The following is a 20,915-nucleotide window of genomic DNA, read 5'->3' as shown; positions in this document are numbered from 1 at the left end:
GCCAAGTCGCTCGTCAGCTACCAGATCAATCGACAATTATCCGGGTGGAATCTTCCTCCACTAGAGACACGCGCCTACAGGGCGCACACGGTGACAGTGCATTCAATTCCAAAATTAAGTGCACTGTCACCGTAATACAGCGACATGTCCGGACTCCGGTGCAAACCGGAAGTCACTGGCCGACGGGCAAATCGACGTTATTGACCCGTTTGAGACGTCTTCCAAGTGCGCTAAGGTCTCTGCATGAATGCGGACATAATCGCGGCTATCTTAGCACCGCTTACTTTTTTTGAGGGGCGGTGCGAGGACAAGGAAACACTTCGAAGACTGATCGTGTTGGCGAACGATAAGTCCCGCCGCAAACAGGCGCACGCCCTGTTTACCGAGATCAGGAAAAAGACCCTAGCGGCGGGAAAACGCGACGATCAACTGGCCCTGGCCCAATATGCCTTTGAAGAGATTTGCGCCAAGACCCTCTACAATTTGACGGGCGAGCCGGCGCCGTTCGATCCAGGCTCTCCGTTTTGGATCTTGCCGCGCGCGTTGGAACTAGGACGGATGCTGGGTATCACAGACGCTGGCGAAATAAGCCCATTGCTGCGAGCAAAGTGAGTCCGCTTTTGACCGAAGGCGGTCATCGCATGGTCTCTACTTCTCCGCCCCCGAAACGGCTCTGGATTCACCACTCGCTCCGCCGGACGAGACGATGGCGCTTTCCCGGAACGGCGCACGGGTAGGCTGGGGCGCCGACAATTCCTGGCAATACATCCGATCGATCTTGCGCTGCATAAGCGCATAGCAGTCGCATGCGACCCTCTCGAGCCGCGCCCGATCGATCTCAACAAATCCGCGCCGGTCGGACTGGACGGCTCCAGCCTCGCGCAGCTTTCTCATCGTCAGAGTCACTGTCGTCCGCCGCACCCCCAGCAATTGCGCAAGCGCCTCCTGCGTCACCGGAAGGAGGTCTTCGGGAACGCGGTCGTGAAGCTGCAGAAGCCACCGCGCCATGCGACCATCCACCCGGTGCAGCGCGTTGCAAGCGGCTACGTGCTGGAGCTGCAATAACACCGCGCGGGCGTGGAGCTGAACGACATTCCTGATGGCCGCGCTTTGCGCATAGGCATCCCGAAATTTGACGGCGGAAATCAATGATGCTGAGCCAGCCATGCGTGCGATCGCGGTCACGGATGAAAGCGATGGGCCGAGCACGGAGAAAGAGGCCAAAGCGCCTTCCCGTCCCATCAAGGTGGTTGCGACCGTTTGCCCGTCCGGCATATCGAGCATGAAGGCGATTGCGCCGCTATGGGGAAAATAGACCGGGTCCATCTCATCGCCCGAGCGCACCAGAACGGCATCTGGCTCAAACGAGACCTTCCGGAAGTGGGGCGTGAGCAAGCCGAGATCCGCCGGCGGCAGCGCTGCCAGTAGCCGATTCCCGATGCCGGTACGGTGGAGGGTCACGATGCTTTCTTGTGAAGGAGCACCCATTGAACGCCGGTATCCATCTTTTTCATTCACTATGATTGCCCGAAATAGAGTTGCGCGAAACGCAATCATCCAAACAGAGCCATTAATCGAGATCAAGCACGGACATTTGCGGAGACGCTGCCGGCATCTCGCCGCGCAAGCAGGATCTTGCATACATCATACTATTCACGCCCGTTGTGCGACTCGGCGAGCGGGGCTTGCGGGATGATCGACCGGTGATGGTTCCGGCAGCGCCCGCTCTCGGCTTCCTAGCTGACGTCTTCGGCGGTGTGGGGCGTGGACGCCTCTTGGCCCATCGCTTCTGTTGACACGGTGCAGCTACATGTCAGTTGATGGGGGGCAGAGCGGTTACGGGAGTTACGGTGGGAATTACGGTGCATTCAATTCGGCCAAACCAAATTAAGTGCACTGTCACCGTAATGATGCAGCCGGCTTACGAGTTGCCGACTCGAGACCTTCGAGAATCTCGCGGGCGCGCTTTATTGAAAAATCGTGTGTCGCCCGATCGAACGACGGGCTTCCCCGCATCATGTAGCCGTGGCGCACCCCGGGACAGATGTGCAGTTCGACGTTTTCCATGCGCGCCGCCAAATCACGATAGGCGTCCAGCACCTCGACCGGCGCGCGATCGTCCTTGTCGCCCCAAATGAGACAGACTTGCTGGTGAACCCCGGCAAGTTCGTGAAGATAGTCCAGCATCTGGGATCCGTGGCAGCAGATGCCCGCCGCATAGCCAAGTCGTTTCGGCCCGAGAATCGCATACGGGCCGCCGTAGCAGAACCCCATGACCGCCGCCTGGCCATTGAATTGCTGGATTGTGCCGAGGTGCCTCAAGGTGTCGATCATATCGTCTTCGCCGGCCTTGATTTGCTCAAGGCGCGGCTGCGCGCGCCGGGCCGCGCGCGGGTCGTTCCGGGAAAGCGGCCCGGCCATCGAACGCCAGAACAGATCCGGCACAGCGACAACGAAGCCGGATGCAGCAAGCTCGTCGGCGATTGCGCGCATGTCGGCATCCACGCCATGAATGGCTGAAGCAAGCACGACGGCAGCAGCCGGCTTTTCACGCTCAGGCGTGACCAGATAGCAATCGAACGCGCCGCCGCCGTTCGCGCAAATCCTGCTGAACTTCCCTTGCATCTCGAATCCAACCCTTCGTTTGAGGTGCGGCGGCCGATGTCCGTCCGGCTGGGGATGCGAGGGACGGAGATTGCGGCGATCCAAGCGTCGCCGCGCTATTCCGGTCGGATCTTCGCGAAGCTGATCACCTTGGCCCACTTCTCGGTTTCACCGGCCATCAGCTTGCCGAAATCGCCGGGCGAGCCGCCCAGTGCCGTCGCGTCGAGACTGCGAAGGCGCGTCCTGAAGCCGGGATCGGCCAGAGCGGCGTTGGTCTCGTTGTTGAGCCTGTCGATAATTGCGGCTGGCGTGTCTTTCGGCGCGCCGATGCCGAACACCGAGCTCGCCTCGTAACCTGGCACGAATTCGCCGATGGCCGGGACATCCGGCAGCGCTTCGGATCGCGCCGCCGTCGTTATTCCGATCGCGCGCAGCTTGCCGCTCCGGATGTGCCCGATCGATGGCGCCAGGTTCACAAAGACGACCTGCACCTGCCCGCCGAGCAGATCCGTGATCGCGGGCGCCACGCCTCGATAGGGCACATGCTGAAGATCGAGCCCGCCGGCTTCCTGCTTGAACAGTTCCGCGGCAATATGGGTGATCCCGCCCACGCCGCCCGAACCATAGGAGAGTCTCCCGCGATTGGCTTTGGCATAGGCGATGAACTCCGGAATTGTATGGGCAGGAACCGATGGGTGTATCACCATCACCAGGGCGCCACGGGTCAGACTCGCGACCGGCGCAATATCCCGCAGGAAATTGAAATCAAGATTTTCGTAAAGCGTCGCATTGATCGCGTTGGGAGAACCGACCAGCAGCAGAGTGTAGCCGTCCGGAGCCGCGCGCACGACCGCATCAGTGGCGATATTGCTCCCGGCTCCCGGCCGGTTCTCGACGATAAATTGCTGGCCGAGCCGCTCCGAGCACCATTGCCCCACCAGACGCGCAAGGATGTCATTTGGGCCGCCCGCGGCGAAGCCAACCATGATGCGTACCGGCCGCGACGGGTAAGTATCGGCCCAAGCCGAGCCCGACAGCAGAGCTGGCGCAGCCATGCCCGCCGCAAGGTGCAGAAATTGGCGTCGGGAGCGCGTCATGGCCATTGCTCTGTCGAACCTGCACCGGCGCAGGCTTTCTTCAACGGCTTAAGGATAGTTGATGTTGTCATAAGCGCATAAGGCTATTGTCTGATGAAATCATCTCAAAGCGGAAATGGGTGCTCTCATGCAGATGAGCGATCGCATCGGAAAACGAATGAAGCTGCAGGACCTGCATGTGCTCATGGCGGTGGTGCAGGCTGGCAGCATGGGCAAGGCGGCGCTCATGCTCAATACCACCCAGCCCAACATTTCGAGATCGATCGCGGAGCTTGAGCATGCGTTCGGCGTCCGCTTGCTGGATCGCCACCGGCGAGGGATCGAGCCGACCGAGAGCGGCCGCGCCCTGCTCGATTGCGGTGTCGCCGTTTTCGACGAACTGCGCCGCGGTGTGAAGAGCATCGAATTCCTGGCCGACCCCACCGCTGGAGACGTGCGGATTGGAACCACGGCTTTTCTGGCGGCGAGCTTCGTCTCCGCTCTCATCGATCGGCTTTCCCGGCGTCATCCGCGGATCAGATTTCAGCTCGTGACCGGCTACCTGGAGACGCTGCACCGCGATCTCAGCGAGCGCAAAGTCGATCTGTTGATCATGCGGAGCAGCGGCCCGATGACTGACGAGCGGCTGCATTTCGAGTTTCTTTTTGAGGATCGCTATGTCGTCGCGGCGGGTGCCAAAAATCCCTGGACCCGGCGGCGCAACATCCAGCTCGCGGATCTGGCGGAGGAGCGTTGGGTGCTTCCACCGCAGGAGAGCGTGATCGGATCAATCATCACGCAAGCCTTTCACGTCGGCGGATTTGAGTATCCACGCGCGACGGTGGTCACCGATTCCCCCCATATGCGGGTCAGCTTGCTGGAGACAGGGCGGTTCATCACGGTTTTCCCGTCTTCCGCACTGAAATTTCTCACCAGGGGGGCAGCGCTCAAGGTCTTGTCCGTTGAACTGCCGGCGGCACGTCGACCGAACGGAATGATCACTGTCAAGGATCGCGCCATCAGCCCGGTTGTGCAGCTTGTCATAGACAGCGCCCGCAAGCTCGCAGGGCCAATGGCGAAATGAAAGGAATTACGGTGACAGTGCATTCAATTCGGTAAAATTAAGTGCACTGTCACCGTAATACGGGTTGTGGCCCCCTCTAGAATTCCGGTGACACCGTCACCTTCACATTTCAAAAGTCATCGGCTCGTTGATCTCCGGGCCGGTGAACGAGGCCGCCATCGGCCGCCGCACGCCCGGCAGCACCGCGACATCGTAGAGCTCGCTCACCGCGCCTTCGATGCGGATCCATTGCACGATGTCGCCGGAGCCGAGGTTGACGATCTGCACGCCGCACCAGCCGTCGGCATCGCGCTTCTTCATCTCGTCGTCGAGCGCGAGGCCGGAGAACGAACCGTCGCGCGACAGCGACAGGCCGACGACCGCGTGGTTGTTGTGGAACGCCAGCCCGCGCAGGAAGCCCGGACAGAACGCGCGCGGCGTGAAGTCGCCGCTTGAGAGATCGACGGTGCCGAGATGTCCGCTGCCGGAGTTCAGCACCCACAGCTTGTTATCGTACCAGCGCGGCGAATGCGGCATCGAGAGTTTCTCGGTCACGATGGCGCCGCTCGCCACGTCGATCACGATGCCGCCCTCGGCGCGCCGGGCCCGCCAGCCGCTGATCACGTCGCTGCGGCTGGTCGCCGTCACCCAGGCCACTTCACCGTCCCTGACCGCGAGGCCATTGAGATGGCAGCGATCCTCGGCAGCGAGCTTGGAGATGAAGGACGGCTTCCAGAGCACGCGGAAGGCGTGCACCGGCGACAGCAGCGACAGGCACGAATAGGCGGTGTTGACGAAAACGATGCGGCCGTCGCCGAGCACGCTGACGTCGTGGATGTCGACCTCGCCCGTGGTGTGGGCGACGCGCGGCACATAATAGCGATCGGCGCCGTTCATGGTCTGACTGGCGGCCAGGATGTTCTCGAAGCGCCAGACCTGAAATGCGGTCGCCAGCACCAAGCGCTGCGCGTCGGCCCACACGCCCATCGCGCGGCCGGTGCCGACCTCGTGGATCGCGAGACCTCCGGCGTCATCGACGCCGACGAGATAGAGCCGCCCGGTCTGATACGAAGTGAAGGCAAGGCTGACCTGATTGGCGCGCAGCCAGTCGGCCAAACCGCGCGAACAGGTAATGTGCGCCGCCGTCAGTTGGGGAAGCCCAGCGGCGGGTGATGCGGGGCTGGCGGAGGCGTCGCTCAAATGGCTCGGGTCCCAGATTCTCGGAGCACGCCGCTGTTGCGGCAAGCGTTCGGCGGCGTCCCGCTATGTGGCACGGCATGCAAACGCGGTCCACAGCTCATCTTTTTTTGGCGATCGCCGACGCAGCGACCATTCGAGTGATTTCTCGCAAGTGTTGCCATATTGTCGCGCCTTTTCGGCCTGTTTCGCCGGGATTTGTACCCCTGCGGCCAGGCGGGCGGGATAGACGCGCGCGGGTCGATTCAATATCCTCGAAGCGGGATGCAAGACCGCTTTTTTGGGGCGTGGGAATTTCGATGACAAACGTGTGGACCTGCCCGGGCGGCGTTGCGGCCGCGGGGCGGCCGATGGGCTTGCGTTTGCGGGATGCATTTCTGGGGACGGTTGCCGCAGGCGCGCTGTCGCTGGCATTCGGGGGCCCGGCGTTGGCGGCACCGCTGCCTGTCGGCTGCACGCTATCCGGCGGTGGCACCATCGAGACCTGCACCGGCGATCAACACAACGGCGTTACCGCCGCGCCGCCACCGGTCACTACGTTGAACGTCAACGATTTGACCACGGCGATTACGCCCGCGAGCGGGACCGACGGCATCACGTTCAGCTCCGCCGGCGCCGTCACCGTCAACAGCGATACCGGCGCGTTCGGCATCACCACCGCTGGCAGCAACGCGGCCGGGATTCGTGCCTACAGCCCTGGCGGTAGCGCCGTCACGGTGACCTCGGCCGGCGACATCACCACCGCGGGCAGCAGCGCGTTCGGGATTTTTGCCGTCAGCAATGTCGGCGCTGGCGCCGTCACGGTGACCTCGACCGGCAACATCGCCACCGCGGACAACGGCGCGACCGGGATTCTTGCCGTCAGCAATGGCGTTGGTGGCGCCGTCGCGGTGACCTCGACCGGCAACATCGCCACCAAGGGCAGCTACGCGTTCGGGATTTTTGCCAGAAGCAATAGCGGTGGCGTCACGGTGACCTCGACCGGCAGCATCACCACCGCGGGCGGCTACGCGGCCGGGATTTATGCCGCCAGCAATAGCGCTGCCGTCACGGTGACCTCGACCGGCAACATCACCACCACGGGCGGCTACACGGCCGGGATTTATTCCAAAAGCAACGGCAGTGGCACCGTCACGGTGACCTCGACCGGCAACATCACCACCACGGGCCCCGGCGCGGCCGGGATTCTTGCCGACAGCATTGGCGCTGGCGCCGTCACGGTGACCTCGATCGGCAACATCACCACCAAGGGCAGCTACGCGTTCGGCATTGTCGCCAACGGTTATGGCGGTGGTGCCGTCACGGTGACCTCGACCGGCGACGTTACCGCTGCCGGCAACAACGCGACCGGGATTTCTGCCTCCAGCGCTGGTGGGCCGGTCAACGTCACCATCAAATCGGGTACGGTGTCGGGAGGCACGGGGACCGGGGCGGGTGTCGCCTTGCTGCAAGGCACCAGCAATACGCTGACCAACTTCGGCACGGTGACGGCCTTGTCCGGCCTCGCGATCACAGGTGACACCGGCAACAACACCGTCAATAATTTCGGCACGGTGATCGGCAGTGTGATTCTGGGTACCGGCACCAACGCCTTCAACAACACGGCGGGCGGGTTTTTCAATAGCGGCGCCACCGTCAATCTCGGCACGGGCAATACGCTGACCAACGCCGGCACGCTGTCGCCGGGCGGCGCCGGCGTGATCCAGACTACCGCGCTGACAGGCAACCTGACGCAGACCGCGACCGGGCGGCTGGTCACCGATGTCAACATGTCAGGCGCGACCGGTGACCGGATCAACGTCTCCGGCACGGCCAATCTCGCCGGCACGGTGCAGCTGCAGGTATCGAACCTGACACTTGCGCCATGGCAGCAAACCATCCTGTCGGCTACGGGCGGGACCACCAATAACGGGCTTTCGCTGCTGGCAAGCCCGGCGTTGCAGGCGCAACTCTTGTTTCCCAACGCCACCGACGTCGTCGTCAAGAGCGCGGGCGTCAATTTTGCGTTGCCGGGGCTGAACAATAACCAGATCGCGGTCGGCAACGCGCTCAACGGCGCAGCGCAGAGCGGCGGCCTCGTCGGACCCATCTTCAACGTTTTGCTCAACACCACGTCAGCTACCGGCTATGGCCTTGCGCTTACGCAGCTCACGGGTGAGGCCGCCACCGGCACGCAGCAGACGACCTTCGATGCGATGAACCTGTTCATGGGCACGATGCTCGACCCCTTCAATCGCGGCTCGACGTCGATGCCGGGCGCTAGCGCGAGCGGCTATGCGTCCGAAGGCTATGCCCGCGCCTATGCCTCCGACGGCCGCAAGCGCACCGCCGCCGAGCGTGACGCCTATGCGATGTTCACCAAGGCGCCGCCGCAAAATTTCGAGGCACGTTGGAACGTATGGGCCGCCGGCTTCGGCGGTTCACAGACTACCGACGGCAATGCCGCTGTCGGCAGCAACAGCGTGACCAGCCGCATCGCCGGCGGCGCGGTCGGAGCGGACTATCTGTTCTCGCCGAACACCATCGCCGGCTTCGCGCTGGCCGGTGGCGGCACCAACTTCAGCCTTGCCAACAATCTCGGCAGCGGCCGGTCCGATCTGTTCCAGGCCGGCGTCTATGCGCGCCACACCATGGGCGCGGCTTACATCGCCGGCGCGCTGGCTTATGGCTGGCAGGACATCACGACCAACCGCACCGTCACACTGGCCGGCATCGATCAGTTGCAGGCGCGCTTCAATGCCAACGCGTTCTCCGGCCGGCTCGAAGGCGGCTATCGTTTTGTCAGCCCATGGATGGGCGTCGGCATCACGCCCTATGCTGCGGCTCAATTCACGACCTTCGACCTGCCGGCCTATGCCGAGCAGGCGATCATCGGCACCAATAATTTCGCGCTGGCCTATGGCGCCAAGAGCGTTACCGATCCGCGCAGCGAACTCGGCTTCCGCACCGACAAATCTTACGTGATGCAAGATGGCGTCCTGACGCTGCGCGGCCGTGTCGCCTGGGCGCATGATTACACCACCGACCGCTCGATCGGCGCCACCTTCCAGTCGCTGCCGGGCGCATCGTTCGTGGTCAACGGCGCGGCGCAGTCGGCCGACTCGGTACTGACCACGGGGGCAGTCGAGATGAGATGGCGCAACAACTGGTCGATAGCCGCAACCTTCGAAGGTGAGTTCTCCAACGTCACCACCAGCTATGCCGGCAAGGGCGTGGCGCGCTATCAGTGGTGACGCCAACTTCCGCCAACGTGAAGGTTTTCGAATTACGGTGAAAAAAATTAAGTGCACTGTCACCGTAATACCGGCGCCACCTTCCAGTCGCTGCCGGGCGCATCGTTCGTGGTCAACGGCGCGGCGCAGTCGGCCGACTCGGTACTGACCACGGGGGCAGTCGAGATGAGATGGCGCAACAACTGGTCGATAGCCGCAACCTTCGAAGGTGAGTTCTCCAACGTCACCACCAGCTATGCCGGCAAGGGCGTGGCGCGCTATCAGTGGTGACGCCAACTTCCGCCAACGTGAAGGTTTTCGAATTACGGTGAAAAAAATTAAGCGTCCCCGTAAAACGCAAAGTCCGCCGGCCGGAAACCGGCTCTCAGAAGATCAGATCGTGCTGCGGCGGATGGAACCCGACGGCGGCCGCCTCGTATGGGCCCGCGTCGTGCCCGACGGAGTGCAGGTCGTCCGGCAGAAGTGGCATCGGATGAGCGGCGTCGGCGAAAGCCGCATGGACGACCTCGGCGGACGATGCCGGCGTGGGGGCCGCATGGCCGGAGCCGAAGCTTTCCTTGAACCGGAACGAATCGGCCTCCGCCGCGCCCTGGATGGTCACGCTCACCGTCTGGGGCGTCCCGTCGATCGTCGTCACGGTGAAGCAGTCGGTCAGCGTATCGCAGGACCGCAGGGCCTCCACCGCCGGGTTGCCCGGATCGAGCGTGTAGGTCCAGGTGCCGTCGGCCGTCATGGTGAAGCTGCCGTAGCCGTGCTCGCTGGCCCGAGGGCACGTCGTCGCCGTGAAAGTATCGTCCGGATTGTCCACGTCCTTGTCGCTCAAGGTGCCGCTGGCGCTGGGCGGCGGCAGGCAGGAGTAGCTCGGTTCGGTCACGCATCCGTGGGTATCCCCGCAGATCGTCGCCGCGTCGTTGCTGCCCTCGATCGTGACGCTCACAGATTGCGCGGTCCCGTCCGCCGTCTTCACCGTGAAGCTGTCGGTGAGGCTCTGACCGACGTTGAGCGCCTGGACCGCGCAGTTGCCGTTGTCGAGTGCGAAGGTCCAGTGCCCGTCGGGCGTCATGGTGAAGGTGCCGTAGCCGTTGTCGCTGGTCTCGGGACAGGCGACCGCGTCGAAGTCGTTCGAAGGTCCGTCAACGTCGACGGCGGTCAGCACGCCGCTGGCGGTCGGGACGCCGTGGTCGGCGTTGTGGACCCCGCCGGCCTCGACCACGCGTCCATGCGTGTCGCCAGAGACGACGGACGGATCGTCCGCGCCCTGGATGGTCACGGTGATCGTCTGCGGCGTGCCGCCGATCGTGGTCACGGTGAAAGTGTCCGTCGTCGTGTCGCAGGCCTTCAGCGCGAGCACGGCCGGATTGGCGTCGTCGAGCGTGTAGGTCCAGTGCCCGTCGGTCGTCATGGTGAAGGTACCGTAGCCGTGGTCGCTGGCGTGGGGTGTGCTCACCGCGGTGAACGTGTTGGCGGGATCGTCGACGTCGGCGTCGGTCAGCGTGCCGCTCGCGGTCGGCGCGGCATGGACGTCGTGACCGGCCGCGAAGGCCATGGCGGTGGCGGCAACCGATCTGGCGGTGGCGCCGGAGATCACGGACGCGTCGTCCGTCCCGTGGATGTCGATGGTGAAGCTTTGGCTCGCCGAGGCGAAGCCGTCGGAGGCGGTGATCGTGAAGTTGTCGGCGCTGGGAGCCTTCAGCGCGTTGATGGCGTCGTTGTTGGGTACGTAGGTGTAGGCGCCGGTATGGCTGTTCACGTAGAGGATTCCGAACGAGCCCGGCTTCTCGACGTCGAAGTTCGCGCCCGCCACCGTGAAGGGGCCGCCGATCCCGCCGGCGATGCCGAAGGTCGGCGCGCCGCCGGAGCCGAAGCTCGAGGCCCAGAAGCTGCCGCTGGACGCGGAGAAGTCGTCGAACACGACCGTGTCGATCTCGACCGGAGCCGAGCCGAGGTTCAGGGTCGGCACCGAATGGATCAACGGCGCATCCGGGACGAAGCTCGCCGGCACAACCAGTCCCTGAAGGGCATGCGGCGCCGTCGGCCCGTCCGGAGCTTCGAAATTGATCGGCTGCGGCGACAGATCGGCCTCGCCGGGCGGCGTGCTGGAGCCGGGCGGCCCGTGCTCCCGCGAATAGTTCGCGAGCACGTCCTGTTGCTGGGCCTGCAGGTCGCCCATCTGCGACGCGTTATTGGCGACCTGGGCGAAGCTGACCGAGGACCCTACCTTGCTCAGGACGACGGTCTGTCCGGGATCGTCGACGATGATGTGGCGCGGCACAGCCTCCTTGGTGACGAGCTCGAAGGAGCCGTGCGCGAAATCCTTGTAAGTGATGCTGTCGTGATCGAACAGCGCGACGTCCGGATCGGCGCCCCACGCCTCCTTCAGCGCGGAAAGGATCAGCGCCACGAAGGAAATCCCGCCGGTCAGGGACGCGACGCCGAGCCGGCCGCCGGGCGGCGTGCGTCGTAGACCGTCGAAGACCCGTGCCGGCGACATCGCCACGTCTCGCATGTTGTTGTTCCGGATCGTGCCGATGCCGCCGCATCCGCCCGCCTTGCGCACTCGGAAATACGCCATTTCAGGGCACGCCGCGCAGCATGAACGCGGGCCCGACTGACTATTAAGTGGTAGTCCAAAGCCCGATCTGGCCCGTCTCGCGCGGCTCTGCCATCATTCGCGGGGTGCAATGATGGGGCTCTTCTCGCGAAGGGAGAAGCGGCATGGACGCGCGACGGACGATGGCGGGCCTCGCGGCCCTGTGTCTCGGCTTCCTGTGTCTCGGCGTCCTGTGTCTCGGCTTGACCGCATCCCGGAGCGCGTCGGCGCAGAACGCGCCGCCATCCGACGTCAAACCCATCGGCAAGATCGTGATGATCGTCGGCAAGGTGGCGGTCGAGCACGTCGGCGCGGCCGTCGTCCAGACCGCCCTTTCCGACGACAAGGCCGCCGTCAAGGTCGGCGACCCGGTCTACCAGGGCGACGTGGTCAAGACCGGCGCCGACGGCAAGCTCGGCATCAATTTCGCCGACGGCTCTTCGTTCAATCTGTCCAGCAACGCCAGCATGGAGATGAACGAATTCGTCTACGACCCGGGCGCCAAATCCAACGCGAGCCTGTTCAACCTGACCAGGGGGACGGCCACCTTCGTGGCCGGTGCCGTCGCCAAGAGCGGCGACATGAAGGTCGACACTCCGGTGGCGACCATGGGCATCCGGGGCACCACGCCCCACATCGAGGTCTCCGACGACGGCACCGTCAGGTTCTCCACCCTGATCGAGGAGGGCAAGGACCGGGTGCTGGACAAGAGCGGCGTTCCGAAGCGCAGGGCGCCCGCTCCGGCGCGGGAGGGGAGGGCCGAGCGTACCCCCGGCATCTGCCGCGGATGCTGAACGCGCGCCTCGGGGCGGCGTCGATCGTGATCCTGCTGCTCGTGCCGGCCGCCGCACAGAAGCCGAACGAAGGCCAGTTCCGGAACGTCGAGCTGTGCAACGGCGCCGCCGCCCCCGACATGCGGATCATGGCCTGCTCGGCCTTCATCGAGGCGAACCAGGGCGGCCCGTCCTCCCTCGCCATCGCCTACAACAACCGCGGCGTCGCCTACGCCGAGAAGGCCGACTACGACCATGCCGCGGCCGACTTCGAAAGCGCCATCGCGGTCGATCCGGCCTTCGTCAAGGCCGTCAACAACCTCGGAGCGGCCAGACTGAGAAAGGGCGACTACGACGCCGCGATCGAGGATTTCGACCGGGCCGTCGACCTCGCTCCGACCTATGCGCGGGCCTTCGCCAACCGCGCCGAGGCCCGGCTGAAGAAGGGCGATCCGACGCGCGCGGAGCGCGACTACGCCGAAGCGGTGCGTCTCGACCCCGACCTAGAAGGGGCTTGGAGCGGCCTCTGCTGGATCCGGGCGAGTTCGACGGAGGCGCGGGACGCCATGGAGGCTTGCGACAGGGCGATCGGCGCCGGCGCCCACACCTCGGCGACCTACGATTCCCGCGCGTTGGCGAACCTCAGGGCCGGACGTTTCGCGGCGGCGATCGCCGACTACGATTCCGCGCTCCGCATCGACCCGAAGTTGGCGGCCGCGCTGTACGGCCGGGGCCTGGCGAAGGCCCGCCGCGGCGACATCGCCGCCGGCGATGCCGACGTCGCGGCCGCGAAGGCCCTCCGGACCGACATCGCGGAGGAATTCGCGCGCTATGGCGTGCACTAGGTGTGGTCTGTCAGGAGGTTGTCCATCTGGTCTGAACCGAGGCACTCCACTGGACCTATGGATACACGGATTAGCGCGGCCGGCTGCGCTCGATGATCTCGGCGGCGCCCTTGTCCAGCAGATCGAGTCCCACGGCACGGCCGAGCTCACGCGGACGGTTGGCAGGGCCAGTGCGCAAGGCTTCGATGATGGTGTTGCCGGAGAGGTCGAGCACGGATGCAGCCAGCGTCATCTGATCGCCGTCGATGGTCGAAAAACCCGCCACCGGCGAGTTGCAGTGGCCGTTGAGCACCCAGAGCACCTCGCGCTCGGCGTCGGCAGAGGCGTGCGCTAGGGGATCGTCGATCGACGACAGAATTTTCCGCGTTTGCCAGTCCTGTGCGGCGCATTCGACCGCGACGATGCCCTGCCCCGCTGCGGGCAGCATTTCGGTCGCGGTGAATTCGTAGGCGATGCGGCTGGAAAGACCAACGCGATCGAGACCTGAGCGCGCCATGATCAACGCGTCCGCGGGTCCCACCGCGCCGCCATCCGGCAGCTTCTGCTTCTCGCCATTGTCGAGCTTTCGCACGCGCGTGTCGGCGGCGCCGCGGAAGTGGATGACTTCGACATCGGGAAACAATCGCCGCGCATAGGCCGCACGACGCACGGCGTTGGTGCCGATCTTGAAACCCTTGCCGCGCGATTGGCGCAGCGCTGCCAGCGTGACGCCATCGCGCAGCACCAGCGCATCGCTCGCGGGATCGCGCGAGAGCGTGGCGCCGATGACGAGGCCGGGCGTGTCCTCGTTGCCCGGCATGTCCTTCAGGGAGTGCATCGCGGCCTGGAGTTCGCCCGACAGCACCGCGGCCCGGATCTGCGCCACGAAGGCACCACCCTTGCCGCCGTGCGGCAGGAGCTTGCTGGTCTGGTCGAGATCGCCCGTGGTGTCAAACTTGACGATCTCGACATCGAGATCCGGCATGGCGGCGGTCAGGCGGCGCGCGATCTCGTCCGTCTGTGCCAGCGCCATCACGCTCCTGCGGGTGCCGATCCGAATCCGATGTGCCACGATCCGTGCTCCACGTGAGACCTGGGTCCGCGGCAGAAGCCGCGAGCCCCGGACGGCCGACAATCGCAGCCGGGAGGCACAGATTTCACATCGCCCCCTGAACGACAAGAGCAAAAGGTTGCGGACCCGAGGCGACGTTCGAGGCGATCACCTGGACGATGTAATCTCCCGCGGCGGCCTGGGCGATATGGACCAGTTCCACATTGTTCTTCGAATCGAACGCTCCCGCCGGCTGCCCGCTGTTTCCGACGAAAACCGTGCCGTCGGGTGCCCGCACAACCAGGTTGAGATTATTGACGAGCGCCGCCCCCGGAAAATCGGAATAGGCCATCACGACCCGCAACGCAGCGCCCGGCTTCGCCACGGTGACGGTTCGCTGGTCCATCTCGCCGGTCTGGAGGGGTCGTCCCTCCGCAAAGTTCACGCGCAGTGGATCTGGCGGTGCCAGAACCGCGTCGAGATCGACCCGGCCGTATCCCTGATTGTTGTCCAACGAGGACGCCGCGCCGCTCAGAAAGACGGCCGAAGTCACCAGCGTGGCCTTGAGTAGCGCCGCCGATGGCGAGGCGATGCCCCGGTTGGTGCGCAGATACTGCCTGACCACGCCGACGGCGCCCGCGGTGAGCGGCGTCGCCATGCTGGTGCCGCCGTCATACATGTACAGCTTGCTCCGGTCGAACCTCGCCCAACCGAAATTGTTCTCGGCGATCATCCGCGACCGTGTCGACAGGATGAACGTCCCGGGCGCGACGACGTCCGGCTTGATCCGTCCGTCCGCGGTGGGGCCCCGGCTGCTGAAGGCCACAATGTCGTCCGGATTGTCCGACACCTGCGCGGATTTGAGCGGCTCGGCCGGGTAGTCCTTCGGCCAGCTATCGCCATAGGTCATGTGGAATTCCGGCCGGTTGTTCTCGCACGCGCCAACGGTGATGCAGTTTTTCGCGGTCCCGGGCGCCGTGACGCTGCCCAGATCAACCACGCCATTGCGATCTGCGTCCGTGCCATCGTTGCCTGCAGCAAAGAGGATGCAGAAGTCGGGCTTGCTCCAGACAAACTTGTCCAGCTGCTGGCATTGCTCGTCATATTCTCCAGGATTCCCGCCGCCCCAGGAATTCGAGTGAATGCGTGCCCCTTTTGCATAGGCATCGCCGAACAGGACGGCCAGGTCGTTGGGAATCCCGGACAGCAGGAAGCGACCGTTTTTCGCCAGATCGGCTGGGTTCTTCCATTTCATCTCCTGCTCGATCGCCTGGAAGACGAGCCGAGCGCCGGACGACAGGCCGCGGACCGGCCCCGTCAATCCCTGAAAATTGGAGCTGGCAATGCCGCTGCCAAGAACCGAACCGGTGGTGTGCGTGCCGTGGCCACTGTCGAGATCAGCAGGCCCATCATCGCCGCCGGGATTCTTGATGAACCTGCTGTAGTCGCGCGTGATGGGATAGCTCTTGATGAAGCTGATGCGGCCGACGAAATCCGGATGCATGTTGTTCGGGTCGCCACTGTCCAGTCCGGTATCGGCTACCGCAATGATCTCACCGTCACCATTGAGACCTAGGCCCGGATGCCCGAGCGAAGCCGCGGTCCCCATGACGACGGCGGCCCGGTCATTCGACTTGCGCGGAATGGCGCGCTCGGTGATCTGGCTCACGCCGTGGACGCGCGACAATTGCTCGAGCTGGCGCGCGACGGCCGTGGCCGTCGTACGCTTGGTCCCCACGATGAGAACGTCGGAACCCTTGCGCTTGTCGAGGATATCGAAGCCGAGTTTAGTGACCTGCTTGATCGCCTTGGCCGCCTGCGTCGCGCGAAAGAACTGCACCGTATAGACGCCAGCGCGAATGCGCGTGCGTGGCACCTCCGGAAGCCCCTCGCCCAGCGCCTTTCCCGGCCCGGGAATCGTGTCGGCAGCCAGTCGCGCCGAAAACGGGAGATGGCCGACCCAGCGCACGAAGGGCAGCGACGAGACGGCTGCGAGATCCTTCGCCGCCATGTTCGCGATGTAGGAGAACCCCTCATAGGGCTGCACGAAGTCGGCCCCGGCCTTGCTCGCGGCCTTGAGCCAATCCTGCTTGATCGGTCCGATGAACTGCACGATGTAGTGATGCGGCCCGGAGCTCAACCTCGGCGCCTTCTTGTAGGCGGGATGGGCCACTGTCTTGCCCTTTGCATTGATGCGCGCCATCGATGTGTCGATGCCGCCCGCCGCCGGCAGCGTGTACTGATCCGTGATGTCCTCGGTCAGATAATTGCGCTTGATGTCGTCAGCGGCGCTGTCCGGCACTTCGGCGACGGTGAAGGCCGGATAAGTCTCGATCACTCTCAACGGCGAGCCGGCCTTGGTGGCGGCCTCTGAATCATAAATCTTGAGAATGCGCGTCATGACACCCTCCCTGTCAGTTCGTGATGGAAATAAATTGAATTATTGGACCAATCTTACCTTTGGTTGCAATCACATGCAACGCGTAGGGCCACTGAATTTGGCGAAAACAGCCCCGGAACATGCACGCGGCTTCCCACAGGGCTATCGCATATGAAGAAAGACGCGGCGACCAACTCGCTTGCAGCCATCCTTCGAGACGCCCGCCTGCGGCGGGCCCTCAGAATGAGGGTCGCGTTTTGCGGCGAGATATCACACCCTCATGGCGAGGAGCCCGCCATAGGCGGGCGTCGCGGATACAGCGCGGCCGGCGGAAGGAACCTGGATTCGCTTGAGGTCGACGGGCGCGGCCTACCGCGCATCCTCCAATATCATATCGGAGGCCTTCTCCGCGATCATGATGATCGGCGCGTTGGTGTTCCCGGAGACGAGGTCCGGCATGATCGAACCGTCGACGACGCGCAGGCCCTCGAGCCCCCTCACCTTCAGCCGCTGGTCCACCACCGCGAGCGCGTCATTGCCCATACGACAGGTCGAGGTCGGATGGTAGATGGTGCTGCCGCGCTCGCGGCAATAATCCAGAAGCTCGGCGTCCGTGGATACCTTCGCGCCGGGATCGTACTCGCTGATCACGAACGGCTTCAGCGCCGACGCATGCAAGATCATTCGCAGGATCTTGAGGCCTTCGACGTTGGTGGTGCGGTCGGTCTCGGTCGACATGTAGTTGATGCGGATTTCCGGCGGCACGTTCGGGTCCGCGCTCCGGATGCGCAAGGACCCACGGCTTTCGGGCCGGAGCTGGCACACCGACGCCGTGAAGCCGGAGAAATCATGCAGCTTCTCGCCCATCTTGTCGGTCGAGAACGGCAGGAAGTGCACCTGGATGTCGGGCGAAGCCAGCCGCGGATTGGTCTTGAAGAAAGCGCCCGCCGTGCCGGCCGCGATCGTCAGCCAGCCTTTCCGGAAGAGCGCATAGCGCGCGCCGGCGAGGGTGCGGCGGAGCGGATGGTTGACGGTGTCGTTGAGCGTAATCTTCTGCGAGCAGCGCATCACGACGCGAACCTGCATGTGGTCCTGGAGATCGTGACCGACGCCAGCTGCGTCCAGCACGACGTCGATGCCGTGCTTGCGCAGGAGATCCGCAGGCCCGACGCCGGAGAGCTGCAGGAGCTGCGGCGAGTTGTAGGCGCCGCTCGACAGCACGATCTCCTTCCGCGCACGCGCACGGCGCACAGTTGCGCCTTGCCGGTACTCGACGCCGACCGCACGGCGGCCCTCGAACAGCACGCGCTGGCCGAGCGCCTCGGTCTCGATCTTGAGATTGCTGCGCGTCTTCGCGGGGCCGAGATAGGCCACCGCCGTCGAGGCGCGGCGGCCGTTGCGCGTGGTGGTCTGGAACAGGCCGACGCCTTCCTGCGTGGCGCCGTTGAAATCGGGATTGTAGGGCAAACCGGTCTCGACCGCGGCGTCGATGAAGGCTTTCGACAGCGGATCGGTCACGACCATGTTGGAGACCGGCAGCGGCCCGCTGCTGCCGTGATATTGATCGGCGCCGCGCGTCTGGTTCTCCGCCTTCTTGAAATAGGGCAGCACGTCGTCATAACCCCAGCCGGCATTACCGTGCTGGCGCCAGCGATCGTAGTCCTCGTGCTGGCCGCGAACATAGAGCAGGCCGTTGATCGAGCTCGATCCGCCCAGCGTTTTGCCGCGTGGCTGAAACACCTGGCGGCCCTTCAGCTCGGGCTCCGGCTCGGTCTGGTACATCCAGTTGACGGTCTTTTCCTTGAACAGCTTGCCGTAGCCGAGCGGCACGTGGATCCAGATGTTGGAATCCTTCGGGCCGGCCTCGAGCAGCAGCACCGAGTGCTTGCCGTTCGCCGACAGGCGATTGGCGAGCACACAGCCGGCAGAGCCGGCGCCGACGATAATGTAGTCGAACTCGGGATCGGACGGGGCGAGAATGGAATTTGCGTTCATGCGCTATTGTTCTTCTTGTCGGTGTGGGCGTTTCCAGTGTCGTGATTAGCACAATCATGCGCGGAGGCGCAGCGCCTCGACCAGCGACTTGAACGCACGGGCATATTCCGCGCCCGCCCTTGCGATATCGGCGCGCCCGGCGCAAGCGACCGCGGCTTCCGTCACAGCACCGAGCAGCAGCCGCGCCAGCGGCTCGACCGGCTGCCTTGCGATCAGGCCGGCCTCCATCGCCACCGCGAGCGCGCGCGGCATCTTGCCGCCAAAGTGTTTGGCATCGATCTCGCGCCAGCGCTCCCAGCCGAGCACGGCCGGACCGTCGCGCAGAATGATCTGGCCGGTCGGCCCCTTGGCGGTCACAGCAAAATAATGCTGGGTGCCGGCGACCATCGCGGCCAGCACGTCCTTCTCGGCGCGCGCGGTGCTGTCGATCTCGGCGACGAGGTCGCGCGAGACCAGGTCGAAGACCGCTTCGAACACCGCCTCCTTGGTCCTGAAGTGATGATAGACCGCGCCCTTGGCGACGCCGGCGGCTTCAGCGATCTCGTCCATCGTCGTCGCGGCAAACCCTTGCATCCCGAACAACCGGCGCGCCGCCGTCAGGATCGCCTCCGATGTCGCGGCCCGCCGCTCCGCCTGCTTCGCCATCAGCCCCGTCTAGTCCAATTCGGCGGATCCCACCAGTTGACTTTTCGACCAAGGGTCGGTATTTACAGACCGTCAGTCGGTTTATAATCCGAGGTGCTGCCAATGCCGAGCCGTGAGATTGTCGAAGCCTTTGCAAAGCGGTTGGAGGATGGCGATTTTGTCGGAGCGATCCTCGATTACTACTCTCCGGACGCCGCGACGTATGAAAACCAGACCGAACCCGTGGTCGGTCGCGACAAGCTCGCGGCCAAAGAGCGCGGCGTGCTGGCGGCCTTCAAGGAAGTCAAGGCGGTGCGGATCGGGCCGAGCCTGATCGAAGGCGACCATGTCGCCTCGCGCTGGAAGTTCAGCTTCATCAATGCCGAAGGTGTGACGCGGACACTCGACGAAATCGCGTGGCAGACCTGGCGGGGCGATCAGCTGATCGAGGAGCGGTTCTATTACGATCCGAAGCAGATGGGACGATGAACCGGCGCCCTCAAGGCCGAGCTGCTAACGTCAAACCGCATCCGCCCGCAGCAGCGTATCCACCGTGATCGTGCCCCGCGCGCGGGAGACGCAGGCGCAGATCTTCTGGTTGCTTTGCTTCTGGTGATCACTGAAGAAGACGTCGCGATGGTCGATCTCGCCGTCGACGTCGACGACGTCGATGGCGCAGAGGCCGCATTCGCCGCGCTTGCAGTCGGATATCACCTCAAAGCCGCTGGCGTTGAGGACATCAAGCATCGAGCGCTCGCGCGGGATCTCGAGCTCGACATTGGAGCCCTTCAGGCGCACGCGAAAGGTTTCGCTCGGCAGCGTGCCGCTGGAGCCAAACGTCTCGTAGCGGAGATCGGGAAGCGGATGGCCGGCGCCGATCCAGGCGTGGCGGGCGGCATCGAGCATCCGCATCGGGCCGCAGAACAGCGTCAGCGTGCCCTTCGGCAGCTCGGCGAACAGCCTGTCGAGATCGAGCCGCTTGCCTTCATTGCTGGCATGGACGACCAGGCGGTCGCCGAGCAGGCTTGAGAGCTCGTCGAGATAGGCGGCGTCAGCGCGCCCGCGCACGGCGTAGTGCAGCGTGACAGCGGCGCCGCGGCGCGCCAGCGCCTGTGCGGCACTGAGGATCGGGGTGATGCCGATGCCGCCGGCGATCAGGCAATAGTTTTGGCGCGTCCAATCGACCGCGAGCAGCGACGACGGCCGCGTAATGTCGAGCCGTGCGCCCGGCGCGAGCTGCCACATGTAGCGTGAGCCGCCGCGGGAATCCTCCGCGCGGCGCACCGCGATCCTGAAGCCTTGCGGCGAGGCTTCACCGACCAGCGAATAGGACCGTGTCTCGGGCTGGCCGTCGATGGTGACGCTGACATTGATGTGGCTGCCGACCGGATAGGCGGCGCCGTCGAACTGATCCGGGCGGATCAGGAATTCGCGGATGCCGGGCGCAAGATCGCGGGTCGAGACGAGCGTGGCCGGAATCCAGGTTTCGACGAAGCGCATGGTGC

General features: G+C 64.4%; 16 protein-coding genes and 1 pseudogene. 7 read left to right on the top strand and 10 right to left on the bottom strand.

The features are described 5' to 3' along the window. Positions 1–243 precede the first annotated feature (243 nt). Positions 244–612 (top strand): hypothetical protein, encoded by a 369-nt coding sequence (locus ABIC09_RS27350; protein WP_354111195.1) that lies wholly within the window; start codon positions 244–246, stop codon positions 610–612. Between the two features lie 36 nt (positions 613–648). Here ABIC09_RS27350 and ABIC09_RS27345 read toward each other — a convergent pair whose 3' ends face one another. The 3 genes from ABIC09_RS27345 to ABIC09_RS27335 all read right to left on the bottom strand — a co-directional run bounded on the left by ABIC09_RS27345 (position 649) and on the right by ABIC09_RS27335 (position 3,707). Continuing rightward, entirely contained in the window at positions 649–1,488 is an 840-nt protein-coding gene (locus tag ABIC09_RS27345; RefSeq protein WP_354033815.1) for a Crp/Fnr family transcriptional regulator, read from the bottom strand. Between the two features lie 411 nt (positions 1,489–1,899). Beyond that, positions 1,900–2,625, bottom strand: a complete 726-nt coding sequence (locus tag ABIC09_RS27340; protein ID WP_354111194.1) for a dienelactone hydrolase family protein — start codon at positions 2,623–2,625, stop codon at positions 1,900–1,902. Positions 2,626–2,720: 95 nt separating this feature from the next. Beyond that, complete coding sequence (locus ABIC09_RS27335; RefSeq protein WP_354111193.1) at positions 2,721–3,707, bottom strand: Bug family tripartite tricarboxylate transporter substrate binding protein; 987 nt, start codon at positions 3,705–3,707, stop codon at positions 2,721–2,723. A 151-nt stretch (positions 3,708–3,858) separates the two neighbouring features. On the opposite strand from ABIC09_RS27335, the gene ABIC09_RS27330 reads away from it, so the two are divergent. Next, positions 3,859–4,764, top strand: a complete 906-nt coding sequence (locus tag ABIC09_RS27330) for a LysR family transcriptional regulator (RefSeq protein WP_354111192.1) — start codon at positions 3,859–3,861, stop codon at positions 4,762–4,764. Positions 4,765–4,866: 102 nt separating this feature from the next. Here the strand turns inward: ABIC09_RS27330 and ABIC09_RS27325 are convergent, their stop codons facing one another. Next, positions 4,867–5,943 (bottom strand): TIGR03032 family protein, encoded by a 1,077-nt coding sequence (locus ABIC09_RS27325; RefSeq protein ID WP_354111191.1) that lies wholly within the window; start codon positions 5,941–5,943, stop codon positions 4,867–4,869. A 296-nt stretch (positions 5,944–6,239) separates the two neighbouring features. On the opposite strand from ABIC09_RS27325, the gene ABIC09_RS27320 reads away from it, so the two are divergent. Together ABIC09_RS27320 and ABIC09_RS27315 are read left to right on the top strand one after the other, a co-directional pair. After that, on the top strand, positions 6,240–9,173 hold the full coding sequence (locus ABIC09_RS27320; RefSeq protein WP_354111190.1) for an autotransporter outer membrane beta-barrel domain-containing protein: 2,934 nt from the start codon (positions 6,240–6,242) through the stop codon (positions 9,171–9,173). A 63-nt stretch (positions 9,174–9,236) separates the two neighbouring features. Continuing rightward, positions 9,237–9,443: pseudogene (locus ABIC09_RS27315) on the top strand (autotransporter outer membrane beta-barrel domain-containing protein); the annotation flags it as partial. Between the two features lie 94 nt (positions 9,444–9,537). Here ABIC09_RS27315 and ABIC09_RS27310 read toward each other — a convergent pair. Then, positions 9,538–11,745 (bottom strand): VCBS domain-containing protein, encoded by a 2,208-nt coding sequence (locus tag ABIC09_RS27310; protein WP_354111188.1) that lies wholly within the window; start codon positions 11,743–11,745, stop codon positions 9,538–9,540. 143 nt (positions 11,746–11,888) lie between these two features. Between ABIC09_RS27310 and ABIC09_RS27305 the strand changes: the two genes are divergently transcribed. Next, positions 11,889–12,557, top strand: a complete 669-nt coding sequence (locus ABIC09_RS27305) for a FecR family protein (protein ID WP_354111187.1) — start codon at positions 11,889–11,891, stop codon at positions 12,555–12,557. Then, a complete protein-coding gene (locus tag ABIC09_RS27300; protein WP_354033791.1) occupies positions 12,551–13,381 on the top strand; it encodes a tetratricopeptide repeat protein in 831 nt (276 codons plus the stop codon). The genes ABIC09_RS27305 and ABIC09_RS27300 overlap by 7 nt, the downstream gene beginning before the upstream one ends. Before the next feature lie 70 nt (positions 13,382–13,451). Here the strand turns inward: ABIC09_RS27300 and hemC are convergent, their stop codons facing one another. From hemC to ABIC09_RS27280, 4 genes are all read right to left on the bottom strand, one after another. After that, positions 13,452–14,432, bottom strand: coding sequence for a hydroxymethylbilane synthase (gene hemC, locus ABIC09_RS27295; protein ID WP_354111186.1), 981 nt, complete (start codon positions 14,430–14,432; stop codon positions 13,452–13,454). A gap of 85 nt (positions 14,433–14,517) precedes the next feature. Beyond that, positions 14,518–16,812, bottom strand: a complete 2,295-nt coding sequence (locus ABIC09_RS27290; protein WP_354111185.1) for a S8 family serine peptidase — start codon at positions 16,810–16,812, stop codon at positions 14,518–14,520. A gap of 348 nt (positions 16,813–17,160) precedes the next feature. Further along, complete coding sequence (locus tag ABIC09_RS27285) at positions 17,161–18,786, bottom strand: GMC family oxidoreductase (protein WP_354111184.1); 1,626 nt, start codon at positions 18,784–18,786, stop codon at positions 17,161–17,163. Positions 18,787–18,840: 54 nt separating this feature from the next. Next, the gene (locus tag ABIC09_RS27280; protein ID WP_354033796.1) at positions 18,841–19,431 is read right to left on the bottom strand and encodes a TetR/AcrR family transcriptional regulator; all 591 of its coding nucleotides are present in this window, start codon (positions 19,429–19,431) and stop codon (positions 18,841–18,843) included. A 102-nt stretch (positions 19,432–19,533) separates the two neighbouring features. Here ABIC09_RS27280 and ABIC09_RS27275 point away from each other — a divergent pair, with 102 nt between their 5' ends. Next, positions 19,534–19,899, top strand: a complete 366-nt coding sequence (locus tag ABIC09_RS27275; RefSeq protein ID WP_354111183.1) for a nuclear transport factor 2 family protein — start codon at positions 19,534–19,536, stop codon at positions 19,897–19,899. Positions 19,900–19,929: 30 nt separating this feature from the next. Here the strand turns inward: ABIC09_RS27275 and ABIC09_RS27270 are convergent, their stop codons facing one another. Continuing rightward, positions 19,930–20,910 (bottom strand): PDR/VanB family oxidoreductase, encoded by a 981-nt coding sequence (locus tag ABIC09_RS27270; RefSeq protein WP_354111182.1) that lies wholly within the window; start codon positions 20,908–20,910, stop codon positions 19,930–19,932. Positions 20,911–20,915 lie beyond the last annotated feature (5 nt).

Source organism: Bradyrhizobium sp. S3.12.5 (assembly GCF_040548225.1).
GTDB lineage: Bacteria > Pseudomonadota > Alphaproteobacteria > Rhizobiales > Xanthobacteraceae > Bradyrhizobium > Bradyrhizobium cytisi.
This window is presented reverse-complemented; position numbering and strand designations above follow the sequence as displayed.